The organism is Arthrobacter sp. 24S4-2 (assembly GCF_005280255.1).
In the GTDB taxonomy this organism is placed as follows: domain Bacteria; phylum Actinomycetota; class Actinomycetes; order Actinomycetales; family Micrococcaceae; genus Arthrobacter.
Window position 1 is genome coordinate 2,743,836 of sequence record NZ_CP040018.1, and the last position, 23,133, is coordinate 2,766,968.

The window sequence follows — 23,133 nt, forward strand, 5'->3', positions numbered from 1 at the left end:
GTGATTGACGTCGACCTCACCGCCGCCCAAACAGCCGCCCTGTTCACCAGTGGGCTGGCGGTCGCCAGCGTCGGCATGCATGACGTCCCCTGGGACAACGTCGGCATAGATAACGAAGCCGCGGCCAAAGTGGCCACGAACAGGCTGCTCACGCTCGGGCACTGGGACATAGCCTTCCTCGCTGGAGAACAGACCGGCAACGGCACGACAGTGGCCACGGCCGAACGCAGGAGGGGTTTCGAGTCGGCCCTCGCCGAACACGACGTCGTCGTCAACCCGGACTGGGTGATCGAAGCCGGCTACACCGTCCAAGGCGGACGGAAGGCCATGTCCGAGATCATCCAGCATCGCGGGAACCTGCCCAGCGCCGTCTTCGCAGGCTGCGACGAGGTTGCTTTTGGGGCCCTCATGGCCCTGAAAGAACACGGCCTATCGTGCCCGGAGGACATCTCGATGATAGGCATCGATGATCACCCGATGAGCTGGATACTCGGCCTCACCACAATTGCCCAGCCGGTCGCCGACGAAGCCGCATTTGCCGCGTCCCTGCTCCTGGACAGGCTGCAAAAGCCCGAAGAAACCCCCATCCCCGGCAACCACCAACTGCCCACGGCCCTCGCCGAGCGCACCAGCACAAAGCGTCACCGTTCCTGACGGCCCCGGCGTCCTTCCGTGTACAAGGCGGCTAGCTCTGAACGCGAACTGACGTGGAGCTTTCTGTATATCCGGGTCAGGTGGTACTGCACGGTCTTCACGGAAACGTACAATTCAGCTGCCGCACTCTTGTTGCTTAGGCCGGCAGCGACCAGCCTCGCAACGGCTTGTTCCTGATCCGTCAGTTCTTCGTGCAGGTCCGGCGAGCCGGACGCTGCCGGGGCTGATGTGCTTGTGCTGCCGCTGTCCTCCGTGCTGACCCCGCTGGCCCGCAGTTCACGGGAACAGCGATCGGCGTATGCCAGTGCGCCAAGCACGGAAAAGAGTTCGCGGGCTTGGATCAGCGCGTCCGCGGCCTCCCGTCGCTTCCCCGCGCGTCGGAAAGACTGACCGTAGGCGAAGAGGATCCGGGCCCGCGCGTAGGGCATCGGCAGTGTTTCTATTTTTGCCAGACCGCCATGGAAGCTGAGCCGGGCAGCATCGAGGTCACCTGCGGCCGCGTGGATCCTGCCGCGAACGTAAGCCAGCCTTGCCTGTGTTGACCTGTGTTGACGCTTCTCCGCAAGAAGCTCAAGGGGGCGGAGGAATTGCCCGGCTTCCTCCACCCGTCCCACCATGACCAAGGCATTGGCGTAGTGGTCCTGCCAGGGCCAGAATCCCGGTTCATCGATTCCGCTGCTGCGTCGCATCCGGACGACAGGTAGCAGGGCCCGGACAACGCCGTCGTAATCTGCCCTGACCTCGGCCACCTGCGCTTGGGCAATGCTGTACGGCAGGAGCATTATCGGGTAGCTGTCGGTCGCGACGGCGGCCCGCTCCAAGTGATGGGCAGCCGAGTCCCAATTACCGCGCAGAGCGTGGATCTGTGCGCCGCTCCAGTGCAGCAGCGGCCGTAGTAGCTCAATGCCGGACTCTTCCTGGACGGTCACGGCATTCTCGACGGTTCTCAGGGCGCTGTCCCAGGCACCCAAGGCTAGATCAGTCCTCGCCAGCCAGCCCTGTGCCCACAGGGAAATCCGGTGGGAGCCATGGCGGAATTCTGTCGGCACAGCGCTGGCGAGCTCGCTCCGGGCTTCTTCGGGCCGGTCCATGGCCAGATGCAGCCAGCCCTTGCCCATGTTGATCCGCTGTTGCTGCGCGCTGTTTTCGGTCAGCCGTTCGACTACGCGGTAGCTCTCTTCTGCTTCGCTGAATCGGCCCACGGCCCCGAGCCCGAGTCCTTCAATGGCGCGGGCCTCGATCGCCGCCGGGCTGCCTGCCGGCGCAATGCTTCTGGCCCGGACGGCCCAGGTCACCAGTTCCCGGCCATCAAACCGGGCCAGGGAGTGAAGCACCTGCCGCTGGCATATTTGAGCTGCCGTCCCCGGATCTGTCGCGGCGTCTACGGCTTTCCACGCCTTTTCGAGCAAAGCATCGGCCTCGGCAGGACGGCCAAAGAGAATCGCCAGATACGCGCGGACCGCATCGCCCTGCGGCCCCGGTGCTAAGCCTTCCACCGCCGCGGAGGCGCGGGGCAGCTGTCCGGCGCCCACCATGGCGTCCACGGCCCTGACGAGAAGGGATTGCCGTTGCTCCTGCAGCGGGTTGAGCCGGGAGGCTTGGGCGTACGCTTCGGCGGCGGACCCCCAGGCGCCGGTTGCGGCGAAAGAGGAGGCCGCCTCCTTCAGTTCATTCGCCAGTGAAGCGTCAGGCAACAAGGCTGCAGCTGCCCGGTGTCTCAGCTGCTCGTGCGGCAAGGCAGTCAGACGGGCGGCTGAGGAATGCAGCGCAATTCTGCGTCCGGCCGCAAGGTTCTGATAGGCCGCAGCCCACACCACGGGTAGCGGGAACTGAAGCATGGTCTCTGTTGCGTCAGTGGATAGCGTCATCAGACCCGCTGCCTGAACCGCGTCGACGGCAGGCAGGACATTCGAAATCCCCGCCAGGCCGGCTGCCTGGGCCAGCGGGGAGCGGACGCCAAGTACGGCCGCCGCTTCGGCAAGCGGGAGGGCTTCCGGCGGCAGCCCGGCCAGCTTCCTGCTGATAGACGCCGCCAGTTCGGCGGGTACCGGCAGGACTCTCTGTCCGGTTGACCAGGCGGACGGATGGAACTGTTCCAAGAGGGGCCGGACAAGCCCCGGGCGGCCGCCGGTGTGTTCGATGAGGCTCCTGGCTGCCGGCAGGGAAAGTTCGGAACCGCCGGTGCCATGAATCTGCCGGGCAATGAGCTGCACATCGCCCGGAGTAAGTGGAGCCAGCCTTATGGTCTGAGCGGAGGGAAAGCTAAGAAGTCCGGCGGCGGCATCATCCAGTTCGCTCAGCGTCGGGTCCGTTGACAGTATGGTCAGCAACGCGATGGGCTGCAGCCGGCGCAGAACATGCAAGAGGGCCCGCAGCGATGGCCGGTCTGCCCATTGGATGTCGTCGATCCAGAGAATCAGTGCGTGACCGGCCTCGCCGGCGAGACGGGTTATTTCAGCAAGAAGGACGTCTCCGAACCCGCCGGGCCGCTCCGGGATTCCAGCGTTCGGTTCCAGGCGAGGCGAGAGAAGCAGCTGCCGAATCAGCCCGAAGTCACTATCGCGTTCCCACAGGGCTCCGGCCGCCCGGAGGACTGTTGACCGGTTACCCGCCTTCGCATCCAGACGGAGGAAGTGTTCCACCAGGGAGGTCTTGCCCAAACCCTGGTCGCCGCGGATTATGGCGACTCCAGGGGCTCCGGAGCGGACAGACTGGAGCAGGTCCTGCAGGTGTTGGATCTCCGCGGTGCGTCCGGCGTAGAGGTCGAGGTGAAAATCGGGCATCGTTTTCCAAGTGTACGACTACGCGGGAAGCCGGATCTGGTCAGCGTGCCGGAGGTCTTCGCTGGCCAGTTCATGCTGGCGGACGAACATTGTGACGAGCCCGCCGGCAAGGGCCACGCCGGCGAAAACGAAGAATGCCGCGTTGCTCGGCAGCTGGGCGCTGATCAGGAAGCCACCCACCAGCGGACCCCCTATCCCGCCCAGGCGGCCAAAGCCCGCGCACCATGCGACGCCGGCTGTCCGCGCCGGAGTGGGGTAGTAGTTGGACACGAAGCCGTAGACAAGGACCTGGGTGCCGAGGCTGCCCACCCCGGCAAAGGCCACCGCAATCAGCAGCACGGGCAGGGGGAAGCTAAGCGTGAGCAGCACCAGGGACGCCGCGGCGATGACGAACGTGGTGGACACAACGGCCTTGGGCCCAAACCTGTCCGCGGAGCGCGACGCCAGGAGGCCGCCGATCACGGCACCGGCGTTGAGGGCCAGCAGGAAGCTCAGTGAGTAGGTCTTGCCGTAGCCATGCTGTCCCATGATTTCCGGTAGCCAGGTATTCAGGCCGTACGTGAGCAACAGGCCGCAGAAACTCATGAATCCTAGGAGGATGGTGGGCTTGAGGTAGTTCCCGGAGGCAAGGGCCGCGAAGCCTGCGAGGGGTCGTCCGTCCGTGCGCACCGCTGCCGGTGGCTCCACGGAGATCCGGGACCGCCCGGCGGCCGGACCGCCGTGGTACGTTTCGTCTTGAAGCGGGATGCCGGTCTTGGCGGAGAGAGCCAGCGCCTGCTTCGGGCGGCCGCGCGCGAGCAACCAGCGCGGTGACTCCGGCAGCTTCACGAGTGCCAGCGGAAACAGGATGACAAGAGGCAACGCGCCGATCATGAACAGACCGCGCCAGTCGACCATTCCGTTGAGCACGATTGCCAGCAGTGAAGCGAGCAGCCCTCCCGCGGGCACGCCCGAGTAGACGATCGCGTTGTAGAAGTTTCGTTTGCCGGCAGGAGCGAACTCGGCGACGACAGCGCCCGCCGTGGCGACGAGCGCTCCCACGCCGATCCCGGTGAGGAAACGAAACACGCCGAATACCGGGACGGCGGTGGCCATGGACGTGAATGCCATGCCGAGGGAGAACCAGACGATGTTGATGAGCATGAGCTTCCGTCGGCCCAGGAAGTCACCCACGGCGCCGGCGGCCAGCGCGCCCACCATGGCTCCCATGAGGGCGTAACTGCCCAAGGCTCCGGCTTGGGCCGCATCTAACGACCCAAGCTGGCTGGGGTCGCGCAGCAGAGTCGAAACGACGGTTCCATAAACAACCAGGTCGTAACCGTCAAAGAGCAGGGCTGCGGCCGCGATGGCCATCACCCAGCGGACTGTTTTGGTTCGGTTCGCGTCAGTTGACGCGGATTCAGTTGATGAGGGCAGAGCGTTCATGGAGGGCTCCATTGGCCTGGGCCGCGTCGTTGCGGCCGGTGGGTAATGCAAGTGGCTGCGCCGATGTGGCTGGCGGCGTTGGCGGCTTAGCCGAGGTCGCCGCCGGCAACGGCGAGTACGCTGCCGGTGATGTAGGAGGCTTCGTCGGAGGCCAGGAAGGCGATCGGGCCGGCCTGCTCGTCGAGTGTTCCGTAGCGTTTCATGAGGGATGATTCGATGGTCTGGTCCACGATCTGCTGGTACCAGGCCTTCTCCGTGTCCCCTTCCGGCTGGGGGCCGCGTGCCACTTGGCGCGGCGGTGCTTCAGTGCCGCCGGGCGCCGTGGCCACCACGCGGATCCCGTGCGGAGCGGCTTCCAACGCAAGGGCAGCGGTGATGGCTTTCACGCCGCCCTTTGCAGCGGCGTAGGGAACACGGTTGACCCCGCGGGTGGCAACGGAGGCGACGTTGACGATGACGCCGGACTGCTGCCCGATCATGTGCGGAAGGACGGCCCGGCAGGTCCAAAGGGTGGGGAAGAGGGACCGCTGAATTTCCTGGGTGATCTCGTCGGGCGCGTAGTGTTCGAACGGTTTGGCCCAGATGGTGCCTCCCACGTTGTTGATCAGGACGTCGATGCGGCCGTGGAGCTGCAGTGCTTCGGTGATGGCGCCGCTTGCGCCTTCGTAGCTTTCCAGGTCGGCGGTAAGGCCGACGGCGGTCCCGCCGTCGGCCTTGTGATCGGCGGCGAGGTCCGCGGCCGCGTCCCGGACGAGTGCGGCGCGGTCCACGAGGATGGTGTGGGCGCCCTCGGCTGCAACCCGGGAGGCCACGGCATGGCCGATGCCCTGGGCGGCGCCCGTGACCACTACGACTTTCCCGGCGAAGCGGCCCGGGCTGATGGCGCGGACCCTGCCGGTTTGCAGGCTGCCGGCTCCGGGACTGGCCGGGTTCAAGCGGACGCCCCTGCCAGTGCCGGTGCTGACGCGGTGCTGCCGACGGCAAAGCGTTCGTAGTAGAAGTTGGCCGGGGTGATGCCCTGGGTGTCCCAGTACTTGCGGACGGCATCCACCATCGCCGGCGGGCCGCACAGGTACACGTCGACGTCGCCGTCGTTCAGCTGGGCGGGGGTGATGTGCTGAGTCACGTAGCCCTTGTGCGGGGCCGCGCTTTCAGGGTCCGCGACGCAGTAGCTGTAAGTGAAGCTGTCGATGGCTTCTGCGTAATGCTGGAGTTTGTCCAGCTCCACGAGGTCCTTGTCGAAGGTGACGCCGTAGGAGAGGTGCACCGGGTGGGCAGGCGCTTCTTCGAGTCCTGTGGCTATTTTTTCCAGCATGGACAGCAGCGGTGCGATGCCTGTGCCGCCGGCCAGCATGAGGACAGGACGCTTGATGTCCCGGAGGAAGAAGCTCCCCATGGGGCCGGTCAGGGGGAGTGCATCGCCGACGGCGGCACGCTCCTTGAGGTAGGTGGTCATGGCCCCGTCGGGGGCGGTGCGGATGAGGAAGCGCAGCTCGTCCGCTGATGGGCCGCTGCTGAACGAGTAGGACCTCACGGCATCGGTGTCGGGGACCGCGAAGTTCATGTACTGGCCGGGCAGGAAGTTCAGGTCCCCGCGATTCTCCAGCGCCAGGGTAACGGCGGCGGTGTTGTCCGCGAACCAGGTCAGCTCCTTGACGGTGGCCTCGAAAGTGGTTGCGCCCACCTTGGCCATCTCGGACGTGCCGGCTATCTGTAAGACGAGGTCGGTCTCCGGAACCATTTGGCAGGGGAGGCAGAAGCCCTTCTCGGCTTCGTCCTCGGTGAGGGCTTCATCGATGTAATCGCCGCCGTCGTACTTTCCTGATTCGCAGAAGGCCTTGCAGGTGCCGCAGGCGCCGTCGCGGCAGTCGAACGGGATGTTGATCCGTGATTTGTACGCGGCGTCGGCCACTGTTTCATTGGGGTTGGCGGTGACAAAGCGGGTGACTCCGTCTTCGAAGCTGAGGGCAATCTGGTAACTCATGAGGGGCTCGATTCCAGTCGTTCGGAAGTTAGATGTGGTAGATGTCCACGACGTGGTGGATGTAGTCGTTTTTCAGGACGACCTTCTTCTTCGTGATGACAGGCTGTGTACCGGAGTAGTCAATGGTGTAGAACGAGGTTCCGAAGTACGGATCGATGTTCTGGTAGCGGTAGTAGAGGGTGTGCCAGTTGAAGCGGACATCAACTTCGCTGCCGCGCCACCCGATGACCTCCACGTTGGTGATGTTGTGACCGGTCCGCGGTTCGGGCAGGCTGGTGGCGCTGGAGCGGTCCGTCTTGATGCGGAAGACCCGGTCTTCGAGTCCGCCCCGGTTGGCGTAGTAGATCAGCGAAATTTCACGCTGGGGATCACTGGTGAGCTGGTCGTCGTCGGCCCAGGCGGGCATCCAGAACTCGGCTTCCGGGTGGTAGCAGTCCAGCCAGCGGTCAAATTCCCGGTCGTCAAGGAACCGCGCTTCGCGGTAGAGGAACGAGCGGATGTCCTCCAGGCTGGCCGGCCCGGCTGGTGTGGCCTCCGCCGGCACTCCGGCCTGCGCCTCGATGTCAAATGTCTGTGTCATGGGGTTCTCCTCGGGCTCCTTGCGGGCCTAGTTCTGGGCGGCGAGTGCTGCTTCTTCGGCGGCTGCCGCCTTGCGCATCGTTTCCACCCAGTAGCCGTGCTGGATGGGATAAAGGCCTTCGTCCTCGGTCCGGGCGCCGCTGGAAATCGGATTGAGCCCGATGACGTCCGCGTTGGCATCAGGACCCGTGATCTGGTGGGTCACGCCGCGGCTGAGGTCGTTCCAGGGTGCTGCGGTGGCGAGGTAGGTCTTCTGGCAGGAGCGGAACTCCTCCAGATCGTCGGGAGTGGCCATGCCTGAAGCGTTGAAGAAGTCCTCGTACTGGCGGATCCGGTTGGCCCGGGCTTCAGCGCTTTCGCCCTTCGGGGCGATGCAGTAAATGGTCACCTCTGTCTTGTCGACGGAGATTGGACGGAAGTGCCGGATCTGCGAACCGAACTGGTCCATCAGGTAGACGTTGGGGTAAAGGCAGAGGTTGCGGGAGATGTTGATCATCCAGTCCGCCTTGGCCTCGCCGTACTTTTCCACGAGTTCTTCGCGCCGGTCGAACAGCGGCCGGTTGCTTGGGTCCAGCCATTCGGTCCAGAGCAGCAGGTGGCCGTGGTCGAAGGAGTAGTAGCCGCCCTTTTGCTTGGCCCAACCTCCGGCGTCCATGTTCTTGGTTTCGTTGGCTGACTCGCCGGTGGTGCGGCGGGCTGTGGTGGCGGCATAGTTCCAATGTGTCGCGGAGACGTGATAGCCATCGGCGCCGTTTTCGGCCTGGAGTTTCCAGTTGCCGTCATAGGTATAGGTGGATGCGCCGCGGAGTACTTCCAGGCCGTCGGGGGACTGGTCCACGATCATGTCAATGATCTTCGTGGATTCGCCCAGGTGCTCTTCAAGCGGCTTCACGTCCGGGTTGATGCTGCCGAACAGGAAACCCCGGTAGCTCTCGAACCGTGCAACCTTGGTGAGGTCATGGGACCCCTCTTTGTTGAACTGTTCCGGGTAGCCGGCATCGCGGGGATCCTTGACCTTGAGCAGCTTTCCGGTGTTGTTGAATGTCCAGCCGTGGAAGGGACAAGTGAAAGTGGTGCGGTTGTCGGTCTTGCGCCGGCACAGCATCGCCCCGCGGTGGCTGCACGCGTTGATCAGGGCGTTCAGTCCGCCCTGCTTGTCGCGGGAGATGATGACCGGCTGGCGGCCGATGTACGTGGTGAAGTAGTCGCCGACGTTAGGGATCTGGCTCTCGTGCGCCAGGTACACCCAGTTGCCTTCGAAAATGTGCTTCATTTCCAGGTCGAAGAGTTCCTCATCCGTGAAGATACTCCGCTTGGCGCGGTACACGCCGTTCTCATGATCCTCGATCAGGGCCTGGTCGAGGTGGGCGCGGATGCCCGCCAGCGTCTCTGTCATGTTGGCTCCTATCAGTGTCCGGGCGGCGCTGCCCGTGGTGCGGGCGGCGTTGCCCGTGCGGACCTGCCGATTGTTCGGCTGGTCTGCGAATGCTCTCCACCCTGCCAGCCCGTGGGCCACGTCACACTAGGGCTTTGCCTAGTGCCGCCTAGGTGCCGATTCAGATCCTTGGAGTCTGAATAACGACTATTTGGGTCTTTGTGGAATACCAAATTCCGGCCTACGCTGTTGAAGGGACAACCAACGAGTGAGACAGAACACAGGAAAGGGCGGTGCGCCATGGAGCTCCGGCATTTGCGCTACTTCGTCGTAGTCGCCGAAACGTGCCACTTCGGCCAGGCTGCCGAACGTCTGCAGATGGCCCAGCCGCCGCTGTCGCAGCAGATCCGCCAGCTGGAGGCCGAGCTTGGAGCGGAGCTGTTTACGCGGACTACCCGGAGCGTGCGGCTGACCCCGGCCGGTGAGGCGTTTTTCGAGGATGCGCAGCGTATCCTCCGGAACGTAGAGGAAGCCGCCCGGCGGGCGCGGCAGTTTGCCGAAGGCAAGGCGGGGACTCTTCGCATTGGATTGACGGGTACCGCCTCCTACACACAGCTTCCGGCCCTGGCGAGACTGGTGAAGGAACACCTGCCGCATGTCGTGCTGGACATCCACACTGAGATGCTGACGCCTGCCATTGAGCTGGCCCTCGCCGCAGGTGAAATCGACGTGGGTGTGCTGCGGCCGCCCGCCAGCGAACCGTCACTGACCGTGCGGGCCATAGCGCGGGAGAATTTCGTGGTGGCCATTCCTGCCGGTCACCGCCTCACGTCTGCTGACACCGTGACCGTCGGGGAACTGCGTGCCGAGGACTTCATCATGTACCCGGCCGGCTCCCGGTCAGTTGTCAACGATGCCGTTATCCGCGCGTGCCGTGCGGCGGGCTTCCACCCCAACATCGCGCATGAATCCGCCAAGACCTCGACGCAGCTGTCCCTCGTCGCAGCAGGACTCGGCATCGCCGTCCTCCCGGAATCCGTCCGTGGGATCGCGCTGACCGGTGTGCAGTACCGGACCGTGTCCGGTACTGAAGAGGTGGAGCTCGCGGTGGCGTGGCGCCGCGCTAGCGAGTCACCGCTGGTCGACGCCTTCCTCGCCACCCTCGAAGACAACCACGTCTTCCTGGAATCAAGCTACTCCGGAGGACTTTCGTGAAGATCATTTCCATCGAGGCGATTCCATTCGCCATCCCTTACCTCAAGCCCCTGCGGTTCGCCAGCGGCGAGGTGCACACCGCCTCACACGTCCTGGTCCGCATACAGACTTCTGAGGGTGTCGTCGGATTTGCCGAAGCGCCAGCCAGGCCCTTTACCTATGGCAAAACCCAGGAATCCATCGTGGCGGTGATCGAAACGCTGTTCGCGCCCCAGATCACGGGAATGTCCATCCTGGATCGAGAGCAAGTGCATGCCGTCATGGACAGAACTGTCGGCAACCCGACCGCCAAGTCGGCCCTGGACATGGCCATCTGGGACGCCATCGGCAAAACCCTCGGGCAACCTGTGACGGCCCTGTTGGGCGGCTTCTCGGACGGCATGCGCGTCAGTCATATGCTCGGCTTCGCGGAGCCCGCCAGGATGGTGGCCGAAGCGGAGCGCATGCGCGACACCTACGGGATCACCACGTTCAAGGTGAAGGTGGGCCGCAGGCCGTTTGGCCTGGATGTGGCTGTCTGCCGTGCGCTCCGTGAGGAACTCGGTCCAGACATTGAACTGTACGTTGACGGTAACCGCGGCTGGACGCCGTCGGAATCCCTGCGCGCCCTCAACGCCATGGCGGACCTTGACCTGACGCTCGCCGAAGAGCTGTGCCCGGCCGACGACGTCCTCGGCCGGAAGTGGCTCGTGGAGCGCTGCCCTGTCCCGTTCGTGGCCGACGAAAGTGCCACGAACCCAGGACAAGTGACGCGCGAACTTCTCAGCGGAGCCGCCAATGCCGTCAGCATCAAGACGGCCCGCACCGGTTTCTCGCACTCCCAGCGCGTCCTGTTCCAGTGCGACGGACTGGGTGCCGAGGTGGTGATGGGCAACCAGATCGATGGCCAGCTCGGAACCCTGTGCACGGTCACGTTCGGCGCAGCCTTCCAGTCGACCACCCGGCGGGCGGGAGAGCTCTCCAACTTCCTGGACATGAGCGATGATCTCCTGGCCGATCCCCTCGAAATCGTGGGCGGCAGGCTTGCGGCACGCCAGGTCCCCGGCATCGGAATCGACATTGATCCCGAGAAGCTGGGCAAGTACCGGCTCGACGCCAACAACTGACCTTCCCGGAACACAAACCCAATCCCCGGCGCCGGCACTGAGGCAGGCGCCCTTCAGAAAGTGAGTCAATGATGACAACCCAGCACGCAGAATTTGAGGCCAAGGCCGCAGAGTCCGGCAACGCTGCTACTGAACGTTTCCGTGAAAGCGGCAAGACGGCGTGGCTTGCAGTTCCGAAAGAGCGGGTCTCGTTGCTGGCCAACGAAGTCCTGGGCGCGGTCTACGAAACCATTCGCAAGCACAAGGTGACCTACGACGAATTTAACGCCCTCAAGTCCTGGCTGATCAGCGTGGGCGAGGACGGCGAATGGCCGCTCTTCCTGGATGTCTGGGTGGAGCACATTGTTGAGGAAGTTTCCACAGAGGACCGCGAGGGCAACAAAGGCACTATCGAGGGCCCTTACTATGTTCCGGGTTCCCCGACGCTCGAAACTCCGGCCACGCTGCCCATGCGTGACGGCGAAGGCGGCACGCCGCTGCTGTTCCAAGGCCAGGTCCGCGGCGTCGACGGCTCCGCGCTATCCGGCGCCCACGTGGAAATCTGGCATGCGGACGATGACGGCTTCTACTCCCAGTTCGCGCCGGGCCTTCCCGAATGGAACCTGCGCGGCACCGTCGTGGCGGACGCTGGCGGCAACTTCGCCCTGAACACCGTGCAGCCTGCGCCGTACCAGATCCCTACCGACGGCGCCTGCGGCAAGCTGATCGCTGCGGCCGGCTGGCACGCCTGGCGCCCGGCGCACCTGCACCTGAAAGTCTCCGCGCCCGGGTACCAGCTGCTGACGGCGCAGCTCTACTTCGAGGGTGACCAGCACCTGTCCGACGACATTGCCTCGGCCGTCAAGCCGGAACTTGTCCTGAGCCCCGCCCCGCGCATCGACGGCACCGGCAACGAAGTCACGTACGACTTCGTGCTCGACGCCGACCTCGGTTAAGCCCGCGCCCCGCAATCGAGACGCGAACAAAGGAGCAGACCGTGCTTTTTGCAGTCCGTATGGACGTCACCATCCCCCTGAACATGGATGAACAGGCCAAGACAGAGCTGCTCGCCCGGGAGAAGGCCTATTCGCAGGAACTGCAGCGCACGGGGGAGTGGCACAACATCTGGCGCTGCGTTGGCGAATACGCGAACATCAGCATTTTCGATGTTGCAGGCAATGAACGGCTGCACGAAATCCTCTGGGGGCTGCCGCTCTTCCCTTACATGAAGATGGACATCACGCCCCTGGCAGCCCACCCCTCGGACATTGCGCTCGTGCCAGGACCGCGAGCCTAAACGGATGGATACCGCCCAAATCCGTGGATGAACTGAAAGGACTTTGTAACGGATATTAAGGCAGCCATTGTGCGCGGCCAGGGACAGCCCTTCGAGCTCGCAAGCCTTCAGTTGGACACTTTGCCGCCCGATGAGCTCCGCGTCCGACTGGTGGCGGCCGGCAACTGAGCCTAGGAGCGTGGGGCGGTAGTGGTTTCCGTCATCCAGGAGTGGTCCTGTCTACTGACCGGTGACACGTTGCCATCTTGATGACCGGGCTGTCCGCGGCGGTGGTGGGCCTCCTTCGAGGATTGGCAGCGGCCGCGGGCCGGGCAGCCGTGGCCGCCTTGGCCCGTGGGTCAGGCTCCGGCCGGGGCGTTGAGACCGGCTTTGGCTTTGAAAGTGAACAATTTCAGCAGGTTGTGACAGCCTGCCATCAGTTCCCACTCGTGTTTGGCCTGTTCGAGGCCGCGCAGGAGTACGTGTTTGCCCTGGCGGGTGTGGATTTGCCCGAAGACCGGTTCGATGATCGCCTTGCGCCGCGCGTAAACGGCCCGGCCCTTCTTGGTTTTGAGTTTCCTCGCCATCCGTTCCCGGAGTGTGGCGGTGGCCGGGATCCTGCCCCGGGGCGTCTCGGGAACCTTTTCGCCGTGTTTGAGCCGGCCGGTCGCGATGAAGAACTCGGTCCCGCCGGCGGCCTCGATTTCCTTCACGTGTTCGAGGTTGGCTGCTGAACAATATCCGGCATCAATGGTCCATTGGGCGGGCATCCGGCCCAGGGTTTCGGCGGTGCGTTCGGTCATCGGGACCAGTTGCTGCACGTCCACCGCGGTGTTGTTCAGATCGGTGGCGACGATGACCTGATGGTCCGCGTCGACCACGGCCTGGGCGTTGTAGCAATAGTGGTACGAGCCGTCTGCGGTCTTCATGATCCGGGAGTCGGGGTCCGTGAAATTGCGCTGGGCCCTCGGTCTGACCTCCGCTTTGGCCGCGGCTTCCTCGCCCTTGGCCGCAGCCGCCCCGTCGTCATCGCCGCGGTCCCGGGCTTTCTGCTCCGCCTCTTGGCGTGCTTTGGCTGCCGCGTCCTCTTCGAGCTGTTTGCGGGCCGCGGCCATCTTCGCCAGCCGCGATTGCCGGTCGGCCAGGTCCGGCGGGAGCTCATCGCCGCGCGTATCCGCCCCGAACCGGGCATCCTCCTCCCTGTCCACGGCCTCGGCGTCGGCGAGCATGTCCGAGACCTCCGCGGCGAGGATCCTCTGTTTTTCGGTCAGCCGTCCGTAGCTCATCGCCTTTCGCCGGGACGCGTTGGCCCGGACCTTCGTCCCGTCCAGGGCAACCCGGCCCAAGGAGACCATGCCCGCGGCCCGGCAGAGTTCCAGCGCCTGCAGGAACACGTTCCCCAACGCCGCGAGATGGCGTTTGCGGAACCGGCCGATGGACCGGAAATCCGGTGCCTGCTGCCCGGCCAGCCAACGGAACGCGACCACGTCCACGCACGCCCGCTCCAACTCCCGGGAGGAACGCACCCCGACGCAGTAGCCGTAAAGCAGGACCCGGACCATCAACCGCGGATCATACGGCGGCTGGCCCTTCGTCTTCCCATACGAGCCGTAGAACCGGGACAGATTCAGCTCCCGGGACACCAGATCAGCGATGAACCGGGCCAGATGATTGCCCGGCAACCACTCATCCAGCGACGGCGGGACCAGCATCACCGCGTCCGGCTCAAAGGATTTGAACCGCTTCTTCACACCAGCACCGGCCTCAACGATCCCGTCATCAAAACGCTCCACCCGCTCCACGAGAGCTTCATCAAAAAGGCCATCCTGGGAACCGGAATTCATACTCCCGATTCTTCCAGCCACCCCTCCCGCACCCCGGCAATTCACACGGCGTTTTAAGAACCCGGCCGACTACTGACCCGCGCTCCTAGGCGCCGGGCCGGCGCCCGCGCGGGCCGTCGCTAACGACTGGTGGGCGGGCAGAAACACTGCCCGCCCACCAGATCGTTGCCGTCCTTTGGCCCATTTGCCTTCGTTCTACGGGAGGACTCCTCGAATTCGGCGGACGCGGTTTCTTACGTCATGCTTCGGAAGGTGAACCCGTGTTTCCCTGCGCGTCCGTCCGTTTCATCCGGGGTTGGGAACTGGTATGCAGGGTGATTGATTGGGTGGACAAGCTTCGAAAGGACCTGCCATGACGGAAAATTCTCATCTCACCCCGCGCCGACTCCGCACCATTCTGGGCCATTTCGCGACCGGCCTGACCGTCATCACTGCCGCAACCAAGGACGGCCCGGCCCGGCTTCACGTGCCAGTCCTTCTCGTCACTGTCGCTGGAACCGGCGCTCGTGACGTTCAGCCCCGGCCCGGACCTCGAGTACGTGGCCGCTGCTGCGGGGGGCGGGCCGGTTCACGGTGAACGTCCTGCCGGCCGAACACCAGCACGTGGCGGGCCAGTTCGCCCGTTCGGGCACTGACAAGTTCGCCGGCGTTGATTATTCGCCGTCGACTCTGGGCAACCCGGTCCTGGACCAGGCCCTGGCCTGGGTGGACTGCGAACTCCACCAGGAGTACGACGGCGGCGACCACACCATCGTGGTGGCTGCCGTGCGGGCCCTGAGTGCACGGGCTGATGCGGAACCGCTGCTCTTTTTCAAGGGCGACTACTTCGGCGTGCAGTCCCGGGCCGGGGCGCTGGAGAGCGTGGCATGAGCGCCGTCTCAGTGCGCTGAGTGTCTGATCGGGTGTCCGAGGCCCGCGACGAAGCGGGCAATGGCGTCCTCGGCAGTAGGCACGGCGCCGAAGACTTCGCGTTGCCGCGTGGTGTCGGCGACGTAGCGGCCGGACTGGAACCAGGCGGCCATCGCTCCCATGTCTTGCGCCATCGGGTTGATCGGTGCGAGGACAGTGCCCACGGCGCGGAGGGGCCCGGCGGGGATAGTCCGGACCCGTATCCGTTTGCCGAGGAGCCGGCCGGCAATCCCGGCGACTTCCTGCATGCTGACAGGTCGGTCCCAGCCGATATCGATGCGCTGCCCGTCGACCCCGGGTGCGTCCGGTGCGGCAGCCAGGTAGCCGGCCAGGTCAGACGTGAGGACTAAGGTCAACGGAATGCCCGGGGACCCGATCCACGTGAGGCGCCCTTTGGTGAAGGGGTCGCCACCGAAACGGGTGACCTGGTCCAGGAATGCTCCCGGACGCAGCGCCACGAACGGGACGCTGAGTTCCTCGAGCCGGTCCTCGGTCAGCTTCTTGTGCCAGAAGTGCGGAACGTCCGGGGTCTGGTCGCAGGTGAGGATGCTCGTTAGCACGAACCTTCGGACACGGGTGCGGCTGGCAGCTTCCACGAGGTTGCTGTTACCTATGGTGTCGATTTGAGGCGTGTCGCCTTTGCTGTGCCGCGTGTAGCCTGCGGCGGTGGTGATCACGCTATCGGCGCCATCCATCGCTCGGATCAGCGAGTCCAGGTCCATCATGTCGCCGCGGGTGATGGTGGCGCCGGCGGCTTCAAGGCGGGTCGCGTCAGAACCGGGACGCACCAGGGCACGAACCTGTTTCCCGCGCGCCAGCAGCTGGGCCACCACCTGGCCGCCCAGCATTCCGGTGCCGCCTGCCACGAGTACCGGTCCGTCGCCACTCATTGTCGCCTCCAGTGCAGCCAAACCCGTGGACACCATGTGTGAAGCCAATCTACTCACCGGGGAGGAAGCCGCAAGCCCCGGCAGGGGACGGGAGCACGCACGCCTATCGTCCCAGGTCCGGGTGGCTACACGAGCGGCCACGGGTATCGCATGCCGGTGCGGTCAACCGGCAACACCCGCTCATGCAACAAGCGCTGCACCCGGCGCTGCAGGGCGGTGACCTCCGCGTCGTCGAGGAGTTCGGCCACGTCGGGAGGCACGGCCTCTGCCAGCGGCGTTATGTCCTCGAGCAACGCGCCGGGGACCGGTTCACCCGCGAAGTCCCAGATCACGGTGCGGAGTTTGAAGCCGGCTGAGAAGCACAGCCCGTGATCGATGCCCCACACCCGTCCGTCGTGGCCGCGCAGCACGTGCCCGCTCTTACGGTCAGTGTTGTTGGCGATGCAGTCAAAGAGGGCGATCCGCGACAAGACATGGTGGGTCTCGGGTGCGTCCGCGTACAGGGTGAAGTAGTGCTCATCGAAGTCGCACTCAACGAACCACTGCAGCGACCCGATCCCTAAGGGGGAATCCTCGCGAATCACCGTCGACGGCACGATTCCCCACTCCAGGTACTCGCTCAGCAGGTAAGCCGCGCGTTCCCGCCGGTACAGGCCGGGCTCGAAATCCGACAGCGGCCGCTCCCCGGCCTCCGGCTTGTAGACGGCACAAGCCGAGTCGTCCCCCCAGGTAACCCGGACGAGGAACGTGGCATTGCTACTGCGCAGGATGCGTCCGAGCAGCTCGATGCGGCCCTCGGCGAGCAGTGTCAGCTCCCGCCCGGACACAGTCTGTTCCTATTCACGACGTCTCAGTCCGCTCAAGGCTACCAGGGTCGAATTCACCATGAGGACGGCTGGCTCCCGCCCTCCACATAGGAGATGGCGGAGACCGAGCCGGGGCTGATGACAATCCGCTGGAAGAGGTCCAGAGGCGTGCCCAGGGCGTGGGCCACGGCGGCCTTGATCGGGTCGGCGTGGGAGAAGCACACCACGACGCCGCCGGCGTGGGCCCCGCACAGTACCTCAAGCGTCCCGACCATCCGCGCCTGCATCTGCGCGAAGCCCTCCCCGTTGGGGAAGCGGAAGGCCGACGGGTTGTGCTGTACGGTCTGCCATTCCGGCAAGCCCGCCAGCTCGGCGAGCGCGGCGCCGGTCCACTCGCCGAAGTCACACTCGATCAGGCCGGCGTCGTTGTTCACCTCGAGGCCCGTGCAGGCTGCCGTGGGCTCCGCAGTCTCGCGGGTCCGCTCCAGGGGTGATGAATAGATGGCGTCCAAGGGAAGACCAGCGAGCCGTTCAGCGACGAGTTCTGACTGGGCCCGGCCGCGGTCGGACAAGTGCAATCCGGGGGCTCGGCCGGGCAGCACCGTGCCGGTCGTGGGAGTCTCTCCATGGCGCACCAGCAGCAGGAGGGTTCCCTCTGTTCGCGATGGTGGCGCCGACGGCATTGCTTCAGTCATCAGCATCCAGCGTATGCCGTTCTACGGGCTTACGCGCGGGAATATTCACGATTTCCCTCGATTGCCAGCATGTTCGAGGACTACCGTAGAGGGGTGAGTGATCGTCCCGATATCTTCACCGTTGGTGAGTTGCGTGCAGCCGGCCATGTCCACAAGGCCCTGCGCCACGAGATCCGCGGCAACCTGCTCGCCGCGCTCGCCGCCGGCCGTGATCCGTGGCCCGGGATCTACGGTTTCAGCAGGACCGTACTTCCCCAGCTCGAGCGTGCCTTGATCGCCGGCCACGACGTCGTCCTGCTCGGCGAACGGGGACAGGGAAAGACACGGCTCCTCCGTACCATGGTGGGGCTGCTCGACGAGTGGTCGCCGGTGATCGAGGGATCGGAACTGAACGAGCACCCGTACGAACCGATCACGGAACACTCCCGCGCCCGTGCGCTCACCGAAGGGGACCGACTGCGCGTCGCCTGGCGCCACCGCTTGGAACGGTACGTCGAGAAGCTAGCCACACCGGACACCTCCGTGGCCGACCTCATCGGCGACGTCGACCCGATGCGGGTAGCTGAGGGTCGCCGGCTCGGGGACCCGGAAACCATCCACTACGGTCTCGTCCCGCGCTCCAACCGCGGCATCATCGCCATCAACGAACTGCCCGATCTCGCCGAGCGAATCCAGGTCTCCATGCTCAACGTGATGGAGGAGCGCGATATCCAGATCCGCGGCTACGTTCTGCGGCTGCCGCTCGACGTGCTCGTCGTCGCGTCCGCCAACCCGGAGGACTACACCAACCGCGGCCGGATCATCACGCCCCTGAAGGACCGCTTCGGGGCCGAGATCCGCACCCACTACCCGATAGAACTGGACGACGAGGTCGCCGTCATCCGGCAAGAGGGGCGGCTGGTCGCCGACGTCCCGCCCGTCATCCTCGAGATCCTGGCCCGCTACACCCGGTCCCTGCGGCAGTCCCCGGCCATCAATCAGACCTCCGGGGTTTCGGCGCGATTCGCCATAGCGGGCGCCGAAACTGTCGCGGCGGCGGCGCTGCGCCGGGCGAGCATGCGCGGGGAGGACGAGGCAGTTGCGCGGATCGTCGATCTGGAGACGGCAGTTGAAGTCCTTACCGGCAAGATTGAGTTCGAGCCGGGCGAGGAAGGGCGTGAACAAGCCGTCCTGGATCACCTCCTGCGCACGGCCACTGCCGAAGCCGTGCGGGCGCACTACCATGGCCTCGACTTCGGTCCACTTTTGGCAGCGCTCGACGGACACACGACGGTGACCACCGGTGAACAGGTCACCGCGCAGGAGTTCCTCGAAAACCTCCCGGCTCTTGACGGATCCGGCCTTTACAACGAGATCAGCAGGCGCCTGGAGGCGAAAAGCGACGGGCAGCGCGCCGCCGCAATCGAACTTGCATTGGAAGGCCTCTTCCTTGCCCGGCGGATCTCCAAGGAGTCCGGCGACGAAGAGACGATCTACGGCTAGGGCAGGCAGCATTATGGGCGTTCACAACCGGTCCTCCAGGTACGGCCGGTACGCGGGCGGACCCGATCCGCTCGCCCCGCCGGTCGACCTGGCAGAGGCGCTCGACGCCGTCGCCGAGGAGGTCATGGCAGGCTATTCGCCCAGGCACGCCCTGCAGGAGTTCCTGCGGAGGGGCGGCCGCAACCGGGAAGGGCTCGACGACCTCGCCGGCCGCGTTCAACAGCGCAGGAGTGAACTGCTGGGCCGCCACCGGCTGGACGGCACCCTCAGCGAGGTCCGGAAGCTGCTCGACACTGCGGTACTGGAAGAACGCAAGCAGCTCGCCCGCGACGCCATGATGGACAACACCGACCGTAAAATCCGGGAGATGCAACTGCAGAACCTGCCCTCTTCCACGGCGGCAGCGGTCAACGAACTCGCCTCCTATGACTGGCAGTCGAGTACCGCCCGGGAAGCCTACGAGCGGATCAAGGATCTGCTGGGCCGTGAAGTCCTTGACCAGCGGTTCGCCGGCATGAAACAAGCGCTCGAGAACGCCACCGATGAGGACCGCGCAGCTGTGAGCGAGATGCTGAACGACCTCAACGAGCTGCTCGACAAACACCGACGCGGCCAAGACACCGATACGGACTTCCAGGGGTTCATGTCGCGGCACGGCCGCTTCTTTCCGGAGAATCCACAATCAGTCGAGGAGCTGATCGATGCACTCGCCCAGCGTGCAGCCGCGGCCCAGCGGCTCCTGCAATCCATGTCCCCGGAGCAGCGCGAGGAGCTGATGCGGCTGTCGGCCCAGGCGTTCGGCTCACCCGAACTCATGGCCCAGCTCGATCAACTGGACTCGAGCCTGCGCGCCCTGCGACCCGGCGAGGACTGGACCGGCTCCGAACGCTTCGAAGGTCAGGAAGGACTCGGGCTGGGCGACGGAACCGGCGTTCTCCAGGACATCGCCGAACTCGACGAGCTGGCCGAACAGCTATCGCAGTCCTACAACGGGTCACGCCTCGACGACCTGGACCTTGATGCCCTGGCCCGCCAACTTGGGCAGAATGCCGCCGTGTCGGCCCGTACCCTCGCCGCGATCGAGCGGGCGATGCAGGACGGCGGCTACCTGCGTCGCGGCGCCGACGGCGACCTCCGGTTGTCCCCGCAGGCCATGCGACGGCTCGGTAAGTCACTGTTGCGGGACACCGCCAAGCAGCTGTCCGGCCGCCAAGGGGGCCGGGACACGCGGGTCGCCGGGGCAGCCGGCGAGCAGACCGGCTCCAGCCGTCAGTGGGAGTTCGGGGATGCCGGGCCATGGGACGTTACACGCACCATGACCAACGCAATCCGCCGGACCATGGCCGACGGCGGTGACCCGGGCGGCGGGGTGCGCCTCGGCGTGGACGACATCGAGGTGACGGAGACGGAGGCGCGCACCCAGGCCGCCGTCGTCCTGCTCGTCGACGTGTCGTTTTCGATGGCCGCCGAGGGGCGGTGGGTGCCGATGAAACGCACCGCACTCGCCCTGCACCATCTCGTCTCAACCCGGTTCCGCGGGGACCGCCTGCAGCTGATCACCTTCGGCCGCTACGCGCAGACCATGGACATTGGCGAACTCACCGCCCTGGCATCACGGCGGGAGCAGGGAACCAACCTGCATCACGGCTTGCTGTTGGCCAATCGGTTCTTCCGCCAGCACCCGTCAATGCAGCACGTCCTCCTAGTGGTGACCGATGGCGAGCCTACCGCGCACCTGTTGCCTGAGGGAGACTCGTGGTTCGACTACCCGCCGGACCCAGAGACCATCCGCGTCACGGTTGCCGAGCTCGACCGTCTCGGCCGCGCCGGCACGCAAGCCACGTTCTTCCGGCTCGGCGACGACCCAGGTCTTGAGCGGTTCGTCCAGCGTATGGTCCGCCGAATCGACGGCAGGGTCGTCGCGCCCGGTGCCGGGGATCTCGGGGCTGCCGTCGTGGGGGAGTACCTCCGCGCCCATTTCCGCGGCCGCCCTTATGACGACGCCGACTGGGCTTCGTAGACGGCCGCCGGGCTGCACGGCGGACCGGAAGATGATGTCGTCCACGGGACTGATGTTGTGGAGCGGGCGCCAGCTTGTAGCAGAATGTCGTCCCAATGGGCGCGGATGGCCTTGGTATTGAGGGTGCCACCGATCAGGGGTTTGAGTGCCTCATAGGCGGCATCCCGGGGTCGCCGTAGTACTCGCCGAAAATCGGGCGGATATTGCTGGGGTAGGCTTCTGAGCTGGGTATTTGTGGGCTGGTTGGAGGTCGTTCTTGGCTACGCAGGTGTTCTCAGATGAAGAGCTGGACCGGCTTCGGGGGTTCCCGGAGATCGGCCGGGACGAGTTGTTCAGGTTCTTCACTCTGACCCCTGCGGATGTCGCGTTCGTCGATCCCGGCCGGGGGCGTGGACCGGCTGACCGGCTCGGTTTGGCGGTGGCGTTGTGCACGTTGCCGTGGCTGGGGTTCGTGCCGGACAAGGTGTCTTCGGCGCCGCCGGTGGCGGTGGCCCGGCTGGCCGGCCAGCTCGGTGTCGATGCGGAGGCGTTGCGGTCCTACGGTCGGCGGGCGAAGACCCGGACCGAGCATCTGCGGTTGGTGGCGAAGTATCTGGGCTGGCGGCTGCCGACGACGATGGAGCTCAAGGAGTTGGACGAGTTCTTGCTGGCCCGGGCGTTGGAGCACGACTCGCCAACGTTGCTGTTCCGGTTGGCGTGTGAGTACTTGATCTCGGCACGGGTGCTGCGGCCCGGGCCGGTGGCCGTGGTCGAGCGGGTCGCACATGCCCGCGCCGAGGCGCAGCAGGAGACGTTCGACCGGCTGGCCCGTGAGTTTACCGATGCCCGGTACGCCGCGTTGGACGCTCTGCTTGTGACTGACCCTGAGATCGGTATGACCAGGTTGCGGTGGCTGTCGACAGGCCCTGTTGAGGCGTCCCCGGCAGCGGTGAAAGCTGAGGTCGCCAAGCTGGAGTTCCTGCGCGGCCTGGGCGCGGACACCCTGGACCTGTCGGTGCTGCCCGCCGAGCGGCGTCGGTTCCTGGCCACGGTCGGGCGCCGTTTGACCGCGCAGGCGATGGAACGGCGCGATCCGCAGCGCCGTTACCCGATCCTGCTTACCGCAAACGCAAAGGCTGCAACCCCGGCCTGGCCAGCATCTACCGCGCGCTCACCGAACACGAGAAACGCCAGACCCACCCCGAAGCCGTCGACCAGGCCCACGCCGACTACGCCACGCTCCATCCGAGCGACTGAGCTGCCGGATTACCCTGGCCAGCCATATCCATATCCGCCCGATTCTCGGCGAGTACTACGGCGACCCCATCCCCTTGGGAATGTACAGCTTGGTCTCGCCCAGGTCGCGGATGCGTGGTGCGAAGCGGAAGCCGAGCAGATGGGTCAGGCCGAAGACGTGATCTGTGAACCCGCTCGTGTCCGTGTAGTGACCCTTGACGCACTCTTGAATTCTCTTTACTGTGATCATTGACACGCGTCGACGAAGCGCGTCGATACGCGGGCAACGTTCCCGCATGGGTCCGGCGGATGGTCTCCGGCCCTTGACAGTAAGAAGGAAACGCCTATGAGTTCGGCGAACCAGCAGTCCAGCTTGCAGCATACGGCGATCCGGCAGAAGCCGTTGATGAACATGCGGCAGATCCTCTTGATGAATGTCGGGTTCTTCGGGATCCAGTACAGCTTCGGGATGCAGCAGACCGCGATTAACCCGGTCTATGAGTTCCTCGGCGCCAACCCCGCCGATCTGCCCATCCTCAACCTCGCCGGGCCAATCACCGGCCTCCTCATCCAGCCGCTCATCGGGGCCCTCTCCGACCGCACCTGGAGCCCTCGGTGGGGCCGCCGGAAGCCGTTCTTCCTCATCGGCGCCATCGGCTGCGCCCTCTGCCTGTTCCTGTTCCCCTTCGTCACCGCGGTCTGGATGGCCGTGATGTTGCTGTGGCTCCTGGACGCCAGCAACAACACGGCCATGGAACCCTACCGCGCCTTCATCGCCGACAAGCTCCCCCCTCCCAGCTCGGTAAGGGCTTCCTCGCCCAGGCATTCTTCACCGGCCTTGGCATCACGATCGCGAATATCTCCCTGTTCGTCTTCCAGAAGCTGATCTCCGGCGG

The 23,133-nt window shown here is 65.2% G+C and carries 17 protein-coding genes and 4 pseudogenes; 10 read left to right on the plus strand and 11 right to left on the minus strand.

What is annotated here, in order from left to right; genetic code table 11:
• A complete protein-coding gene (locus FCN77_RS12585) occupies positions 1-654 on the plus strand; it encodes a LacI family DNA-binding transcriptional regulator (RefSeq protein WP_254678979.1) in 654 nt (217 codons plus the stop codon).
• Here the strand turns inward: FCN77_RS12585 and FCN77_RS12590 are convergent.
• From FCN77_RS12590 to benA, 6 genes are all read right to left on the minus strand, one after another.
• The gene (locus tag FCN77_RS12590) at positions 642-3,437 is read right to left on the minus strand and encodes a LuxR family transcriptional regulator (RefSeq protein WP_137322532.1); all 2,796 of its coding nucleotides are present in this window, start codon (positions 3,435-3,437) and stop codon (positions 642-644) included. The two genes, FCN77_RS12585 and FCN77_RS12590, sit on opposite strands and share 13 nt — an antisense overlap.
• An 18-nt stretch (positions 3,438-3,455) precedes the next feature.
• The gene (locus FCN77_RS12595; protein WP_137322533.1) at positions 3,456-4,862 is read right to left on the minus strand and encodes an MFS transporter; all 1,407 of its coding nucleotides are present in this window, start codon (positions 4,860-4,862) and stop codon (positions 3,456-3,458) included.
• A gap of 86 nt (positions 4,863-4,948) precedes the next feature.
• Positions 4,949-5,797, minus strand: coding sequence for a 1,6-dihydroxycyclohexa-2,4-diene-1-carboxylate dehydrogenase (locus FCN77_RS12600; RefSeq protein ID WP_137322534.1), 849 nt, complete (start codon positions 5,795-5,797; stop codon positions 4,949-4,951).
• Positions 5,794-6,846 (minus strand): benzoate 1,2-dioxygenase electron transfer component BenC, encoded by a 1,053-nt coding sequence (benC, locus tag FCN77_RS12605; protein ID WP_137322535.1) that lies wholly within the window; start codon positions 6,844-6,846, stop codon positions 5,794-5,796. The genes FCN77_RS12600 and benC overlap by 4 nt, the downstream gene beginning before the upstream one ends.
• 28 nt (positions 6,847-6,874) lie before the next feature.
• Positions 6,875-7,426, minus strand: coding sequence for a benzoate 1,2-dioxygenase small subunit (gene benB, locus FCN77_RS12610; protein ID WP_137322536.1), 552 nt, complete (start codon positions 7,424-7,426; stop codon positions 6,875-6,877).
• 27 nt (positions 7,427-7,453) lie between these two features.
• Complete coding sequence (benA, locus tag FCN77_RS12615; protein ID WP_137322537.1) at positions 7,454-8,821, minus strand: benzoate 1,2-dioxygenase large subunit; 1,368 nt, start codon at positions 8,819-8,821, stop codon at positions 7,454-7,456.
• A 279-nt stretch (positions 8,822-9,100) separates the two neighbouring features.
• On the opposite strand from benA, the gene FCN77_RS12620 reads away from it, so the two are divergent.
• The 4 genes from FCN77_RS12620 to catC all read left to right on the plus strand — a co-directional run bounded on the left by FCN77_RS12620 (position 9,101) and on the right by catC (position 12,397).
• The gene (locus tag FCN77_RS12620) at positions 9,101-10,015 is read left to right on the plus strand and encodes a LysR substrate-binding domain-containing protein (protein WP_137322538.1); all 915 of its coding nucleotides are present in this window, start codon (positions 9,101-9,103) and stop codon (positions 10,013-10,015) included.
• On the plus strand, positions 10,012-11,121 hold the full coding sequence (locus FCN77_RS12625; RefSeq protein WP_137322539.1) for a mandelate racemase/muconate lactonizing enzyme family protein: 1,110 nt from the start codon (positions 10,012-10,014) through the stop codon (positions 11,119-11,121). The genes FCN77_RS12620 and FCN77_RS12625 overlap by 4 nt, the downstream gene beginning before the upstream one ends.
• 71 nt (positions 11,122-11,192) lie before the next feature.
• Positions 11,193-12,056, plus strand: coding sequence for a catechol 1,2-dioxygenase (catA, locus tag FCN77_RS12630; protein ID WP_217496312.1), 864 nt, complete (start codon positions 11,193-11,195; stop codon positions 12,054-12,056).
• A 41-nt stretch (positions 12,057-12,097) separates the two neighbouring features.
• Positions 12,098-12,397, plus strand: coding sequence for a muconolactone Delta-isomerase (gene catC, locus FCN77_RS12635; RefSeq protein ID WP_137322541.1), 300 nt, complete (start codon positions 12,098-12,100; stop codon positions 12,395-12,397).
• A 338-nt stretch (positions 12,398-12,735) separates the two neighbouring features.
• Here the strand turns inward: catC and FCN77_RS12640 are convergent, their stop codons facing one another.
• Positions 12,736-14,220 carry an IS1182 family transposase gene (locus tag FCN77_RS12640; protein ID WP_137322287.1) on the minus strand — a complete coding sequence of 495 codons (1,485 nt, stop codon included), beginning with the start codon at positions 14,218-14,220 and terminating at the stop codon, positions 12,736-12,738.
• A gap of 352 nt (positions 14,221-14,572) precedes the next feature.
• Between FCN77_RS12640 and FCN77_RS12645 the strand changes: the two are divergent.
• A pseudogene (locus tag FCN77_RS12645) lies at positions 14,573-15,090 on the plus strand (flavin reductase family protein).
• Positions 15,091-15,098: 8 nt separating this feature from the next.
• Here the strand turns inward: FCN77_RS12645 and FCN77_RS12650 are convergent.
• The 3 genes and pseudogenes from FCN77_RS12650 to FCN77_RS12660 all read right to left on the minus strand — a co-directional run bounded on the left by FCN77_RS12650 (position 15,099) and on the right by FCN77_RS12660 (position 17,526).
• Entirely contained in the window at positions 15,099-16,019 is a 921-nt protein-coding gene (locus FCN77_RS12650) for an SDR family oxidoreductase (protein ID WP_137322542.1), read from the minus strand.
• A 125-nt stretch (positions 16,020-16,144) separates the two neighbouring features.
• Positions 16,145-16,846 (minus strand): SCO1664 family protein, encoded by a 702-nt coding sequence (locus FCN77_RS12655; protein WP_137322543.1) that lies wholly within the window; start codon positions 16,844-16,846, stop codon positions 16,145-16,147.
• 9 nt (positions 16,847-16,855) lie between these two features.
• Positions 16,856-17,526 (minus strand): annotated as a pseudogene (locus FCN77_RS12660) (MSMEG_4193 family putative phosphomutase).
• A gap of 87 nt (positions 17,527-17,613) precedes the next feature.
• Between FCN77_RS12660 and FCN77_RS12665 the strand changes: the two are divergent.
• The 3 genes and pseudogenes from FCN77_RS12665 to FCN77_RS27700 form a co-directional block, all read left to right on the plus strand.
• On the plus strand, positions 17,614-19,002 hold the full coding sequence (locus FCN77_RS12665; RefSeq protein WP_137322544.1) for a sigma 54-interacting transcriptional regulator: 1,389 nt from the start codon (positions 17,614-17,616) through the stop codon (positions 19,000-19,002).
• 13 nt (positions 19,003-19,015) lie between these two features.
• Positions 19,016-21,022: a VWA domain-containing protein gene (locus FCN77_RS12670; protein WP_137322545.1), complete on the plus strand. Its 2,007-nt coding sequence runs from the start codon at positions 19,016-19,018 to the stop codon at positions 21,020-21,022.
• Positions 21,023-21,290: 268 nt separating this feature from the next.
• Positions 21,291-21,731: pseudogene (locus FCN77_RS27700) on the plus strand (DUF4158 domain-containing protein); the annotation flags it as partial.
• Positions 21,732-22,325: 594 nt separating this feature from the next.
• On the opposite strand, the pseudogene FCN77_RS27705 reads toward FCN77_RS27700, so the two are convergent.
• A pseudogene (locus tag FCN77_RS27705) lies at positions 22,326-22,472 on the minus strand (Tn3 family transposase); the annotation flags it as partial.
• A gap of 111 nt (positions 22,473-22,583) precedes the next feature.
• Between FCN77_RS27705 and FCN77_RS26345 the strand changes: the two are divergent.
• Positions 22,584-23,123 carry an MFS transporter gene (locus FCN77_RS26345; protein WP_217496295.1) on the plus strand — a complete coding sequence of 180 codons (540 nt, stop codon included), beginning with the start codon at positions 22,584-22,586 and terminating at the stop codon, positions 23,121-23,123.
• The last annotated feature ends 10 nt before the right edge of the window (positions 23,124-23,133 follow it).

Excerpts from the sequence above, each read along its gene's own strand:
- catA (WP_217496312.1), top strand. The coding sequence starts at position 11,193 with ATGACAACCCAGCACGCAGAATTTGAGGCCAAGGCCGCAGAGTCCGGC.
- FCN77_RS12670 (WP_137322545.1), top strand. The coding sequence starts at position 19,016 with ATGGGCGTTCACAACCGGTCCTCCAGGTACGGCCGGTACGCGGGCGGA.
- FCN77_RS12590 (WP_137322532.1), bottom strand. The coding sequence starts at position 3,437 with ATGCCCGATTTTCACCTCGACCTCTACGCCGGACGCACCGCGGAGATC.
- FCN77_RS26345 (WP_217496295.1), top strand. The coding sequence starts at position 22,584 with ATGAGTTCGGCGAACCAGCAGTCCAGCTTGCAGCATACGGCGATCCGG.
- FCN77_RS12620 (WP_137322538.1), top strand. The coding sequence starts at position 9,101 with ATGGAGCTCCGGCATTTGCGCTACTTCGTCGTAGTCGCCGAAACGTGC.
- FCN77_RS12595 (WP_137322533.1), bottom strand. The coding sequence starts at position 4,862 with ATGAACGCTCTGCCCTCATCAACTGAATCCGCGTCAACTGACGCGAAC.
- FCN77_RS12650 (WP_137322542.1), bottom strand. The coding sequence starts at position 16,019 with ATGAGTGGCGACGGACCGGTACTCGTGGCAGGCGGCACCGGAATGCTG.
- FCN77_RS12640 (WP_137322287.1), bottom strand. The coding sequence starts at position 14,220 with ATGAATTCCGGTTCCCAGGATGGCCTTTTTGATGAAGCTCTCGTGGAG.
- benC (WP_137322535.1), bottom strand. The coding sequence starts at position 6,846 with ATGAGTTACCAGATTGCCCTCAGCTTCGAAGACGGAGTCACCCGCTTT.
- benA (WP_137322537.1), bottom strand. The coding sequence starts at position 8,821 with ATGACAGAGACGCTGGCGGGCATCCGCGCCCACCTCGACCAGGCCCTG.
- benB (WP_137322536.1), bottom strand. The coding sequence starts at position 7,426 with ATGACACAGACATTTGACATCGAGGCGCAGGCCGGAGTGCCGGCGGAG.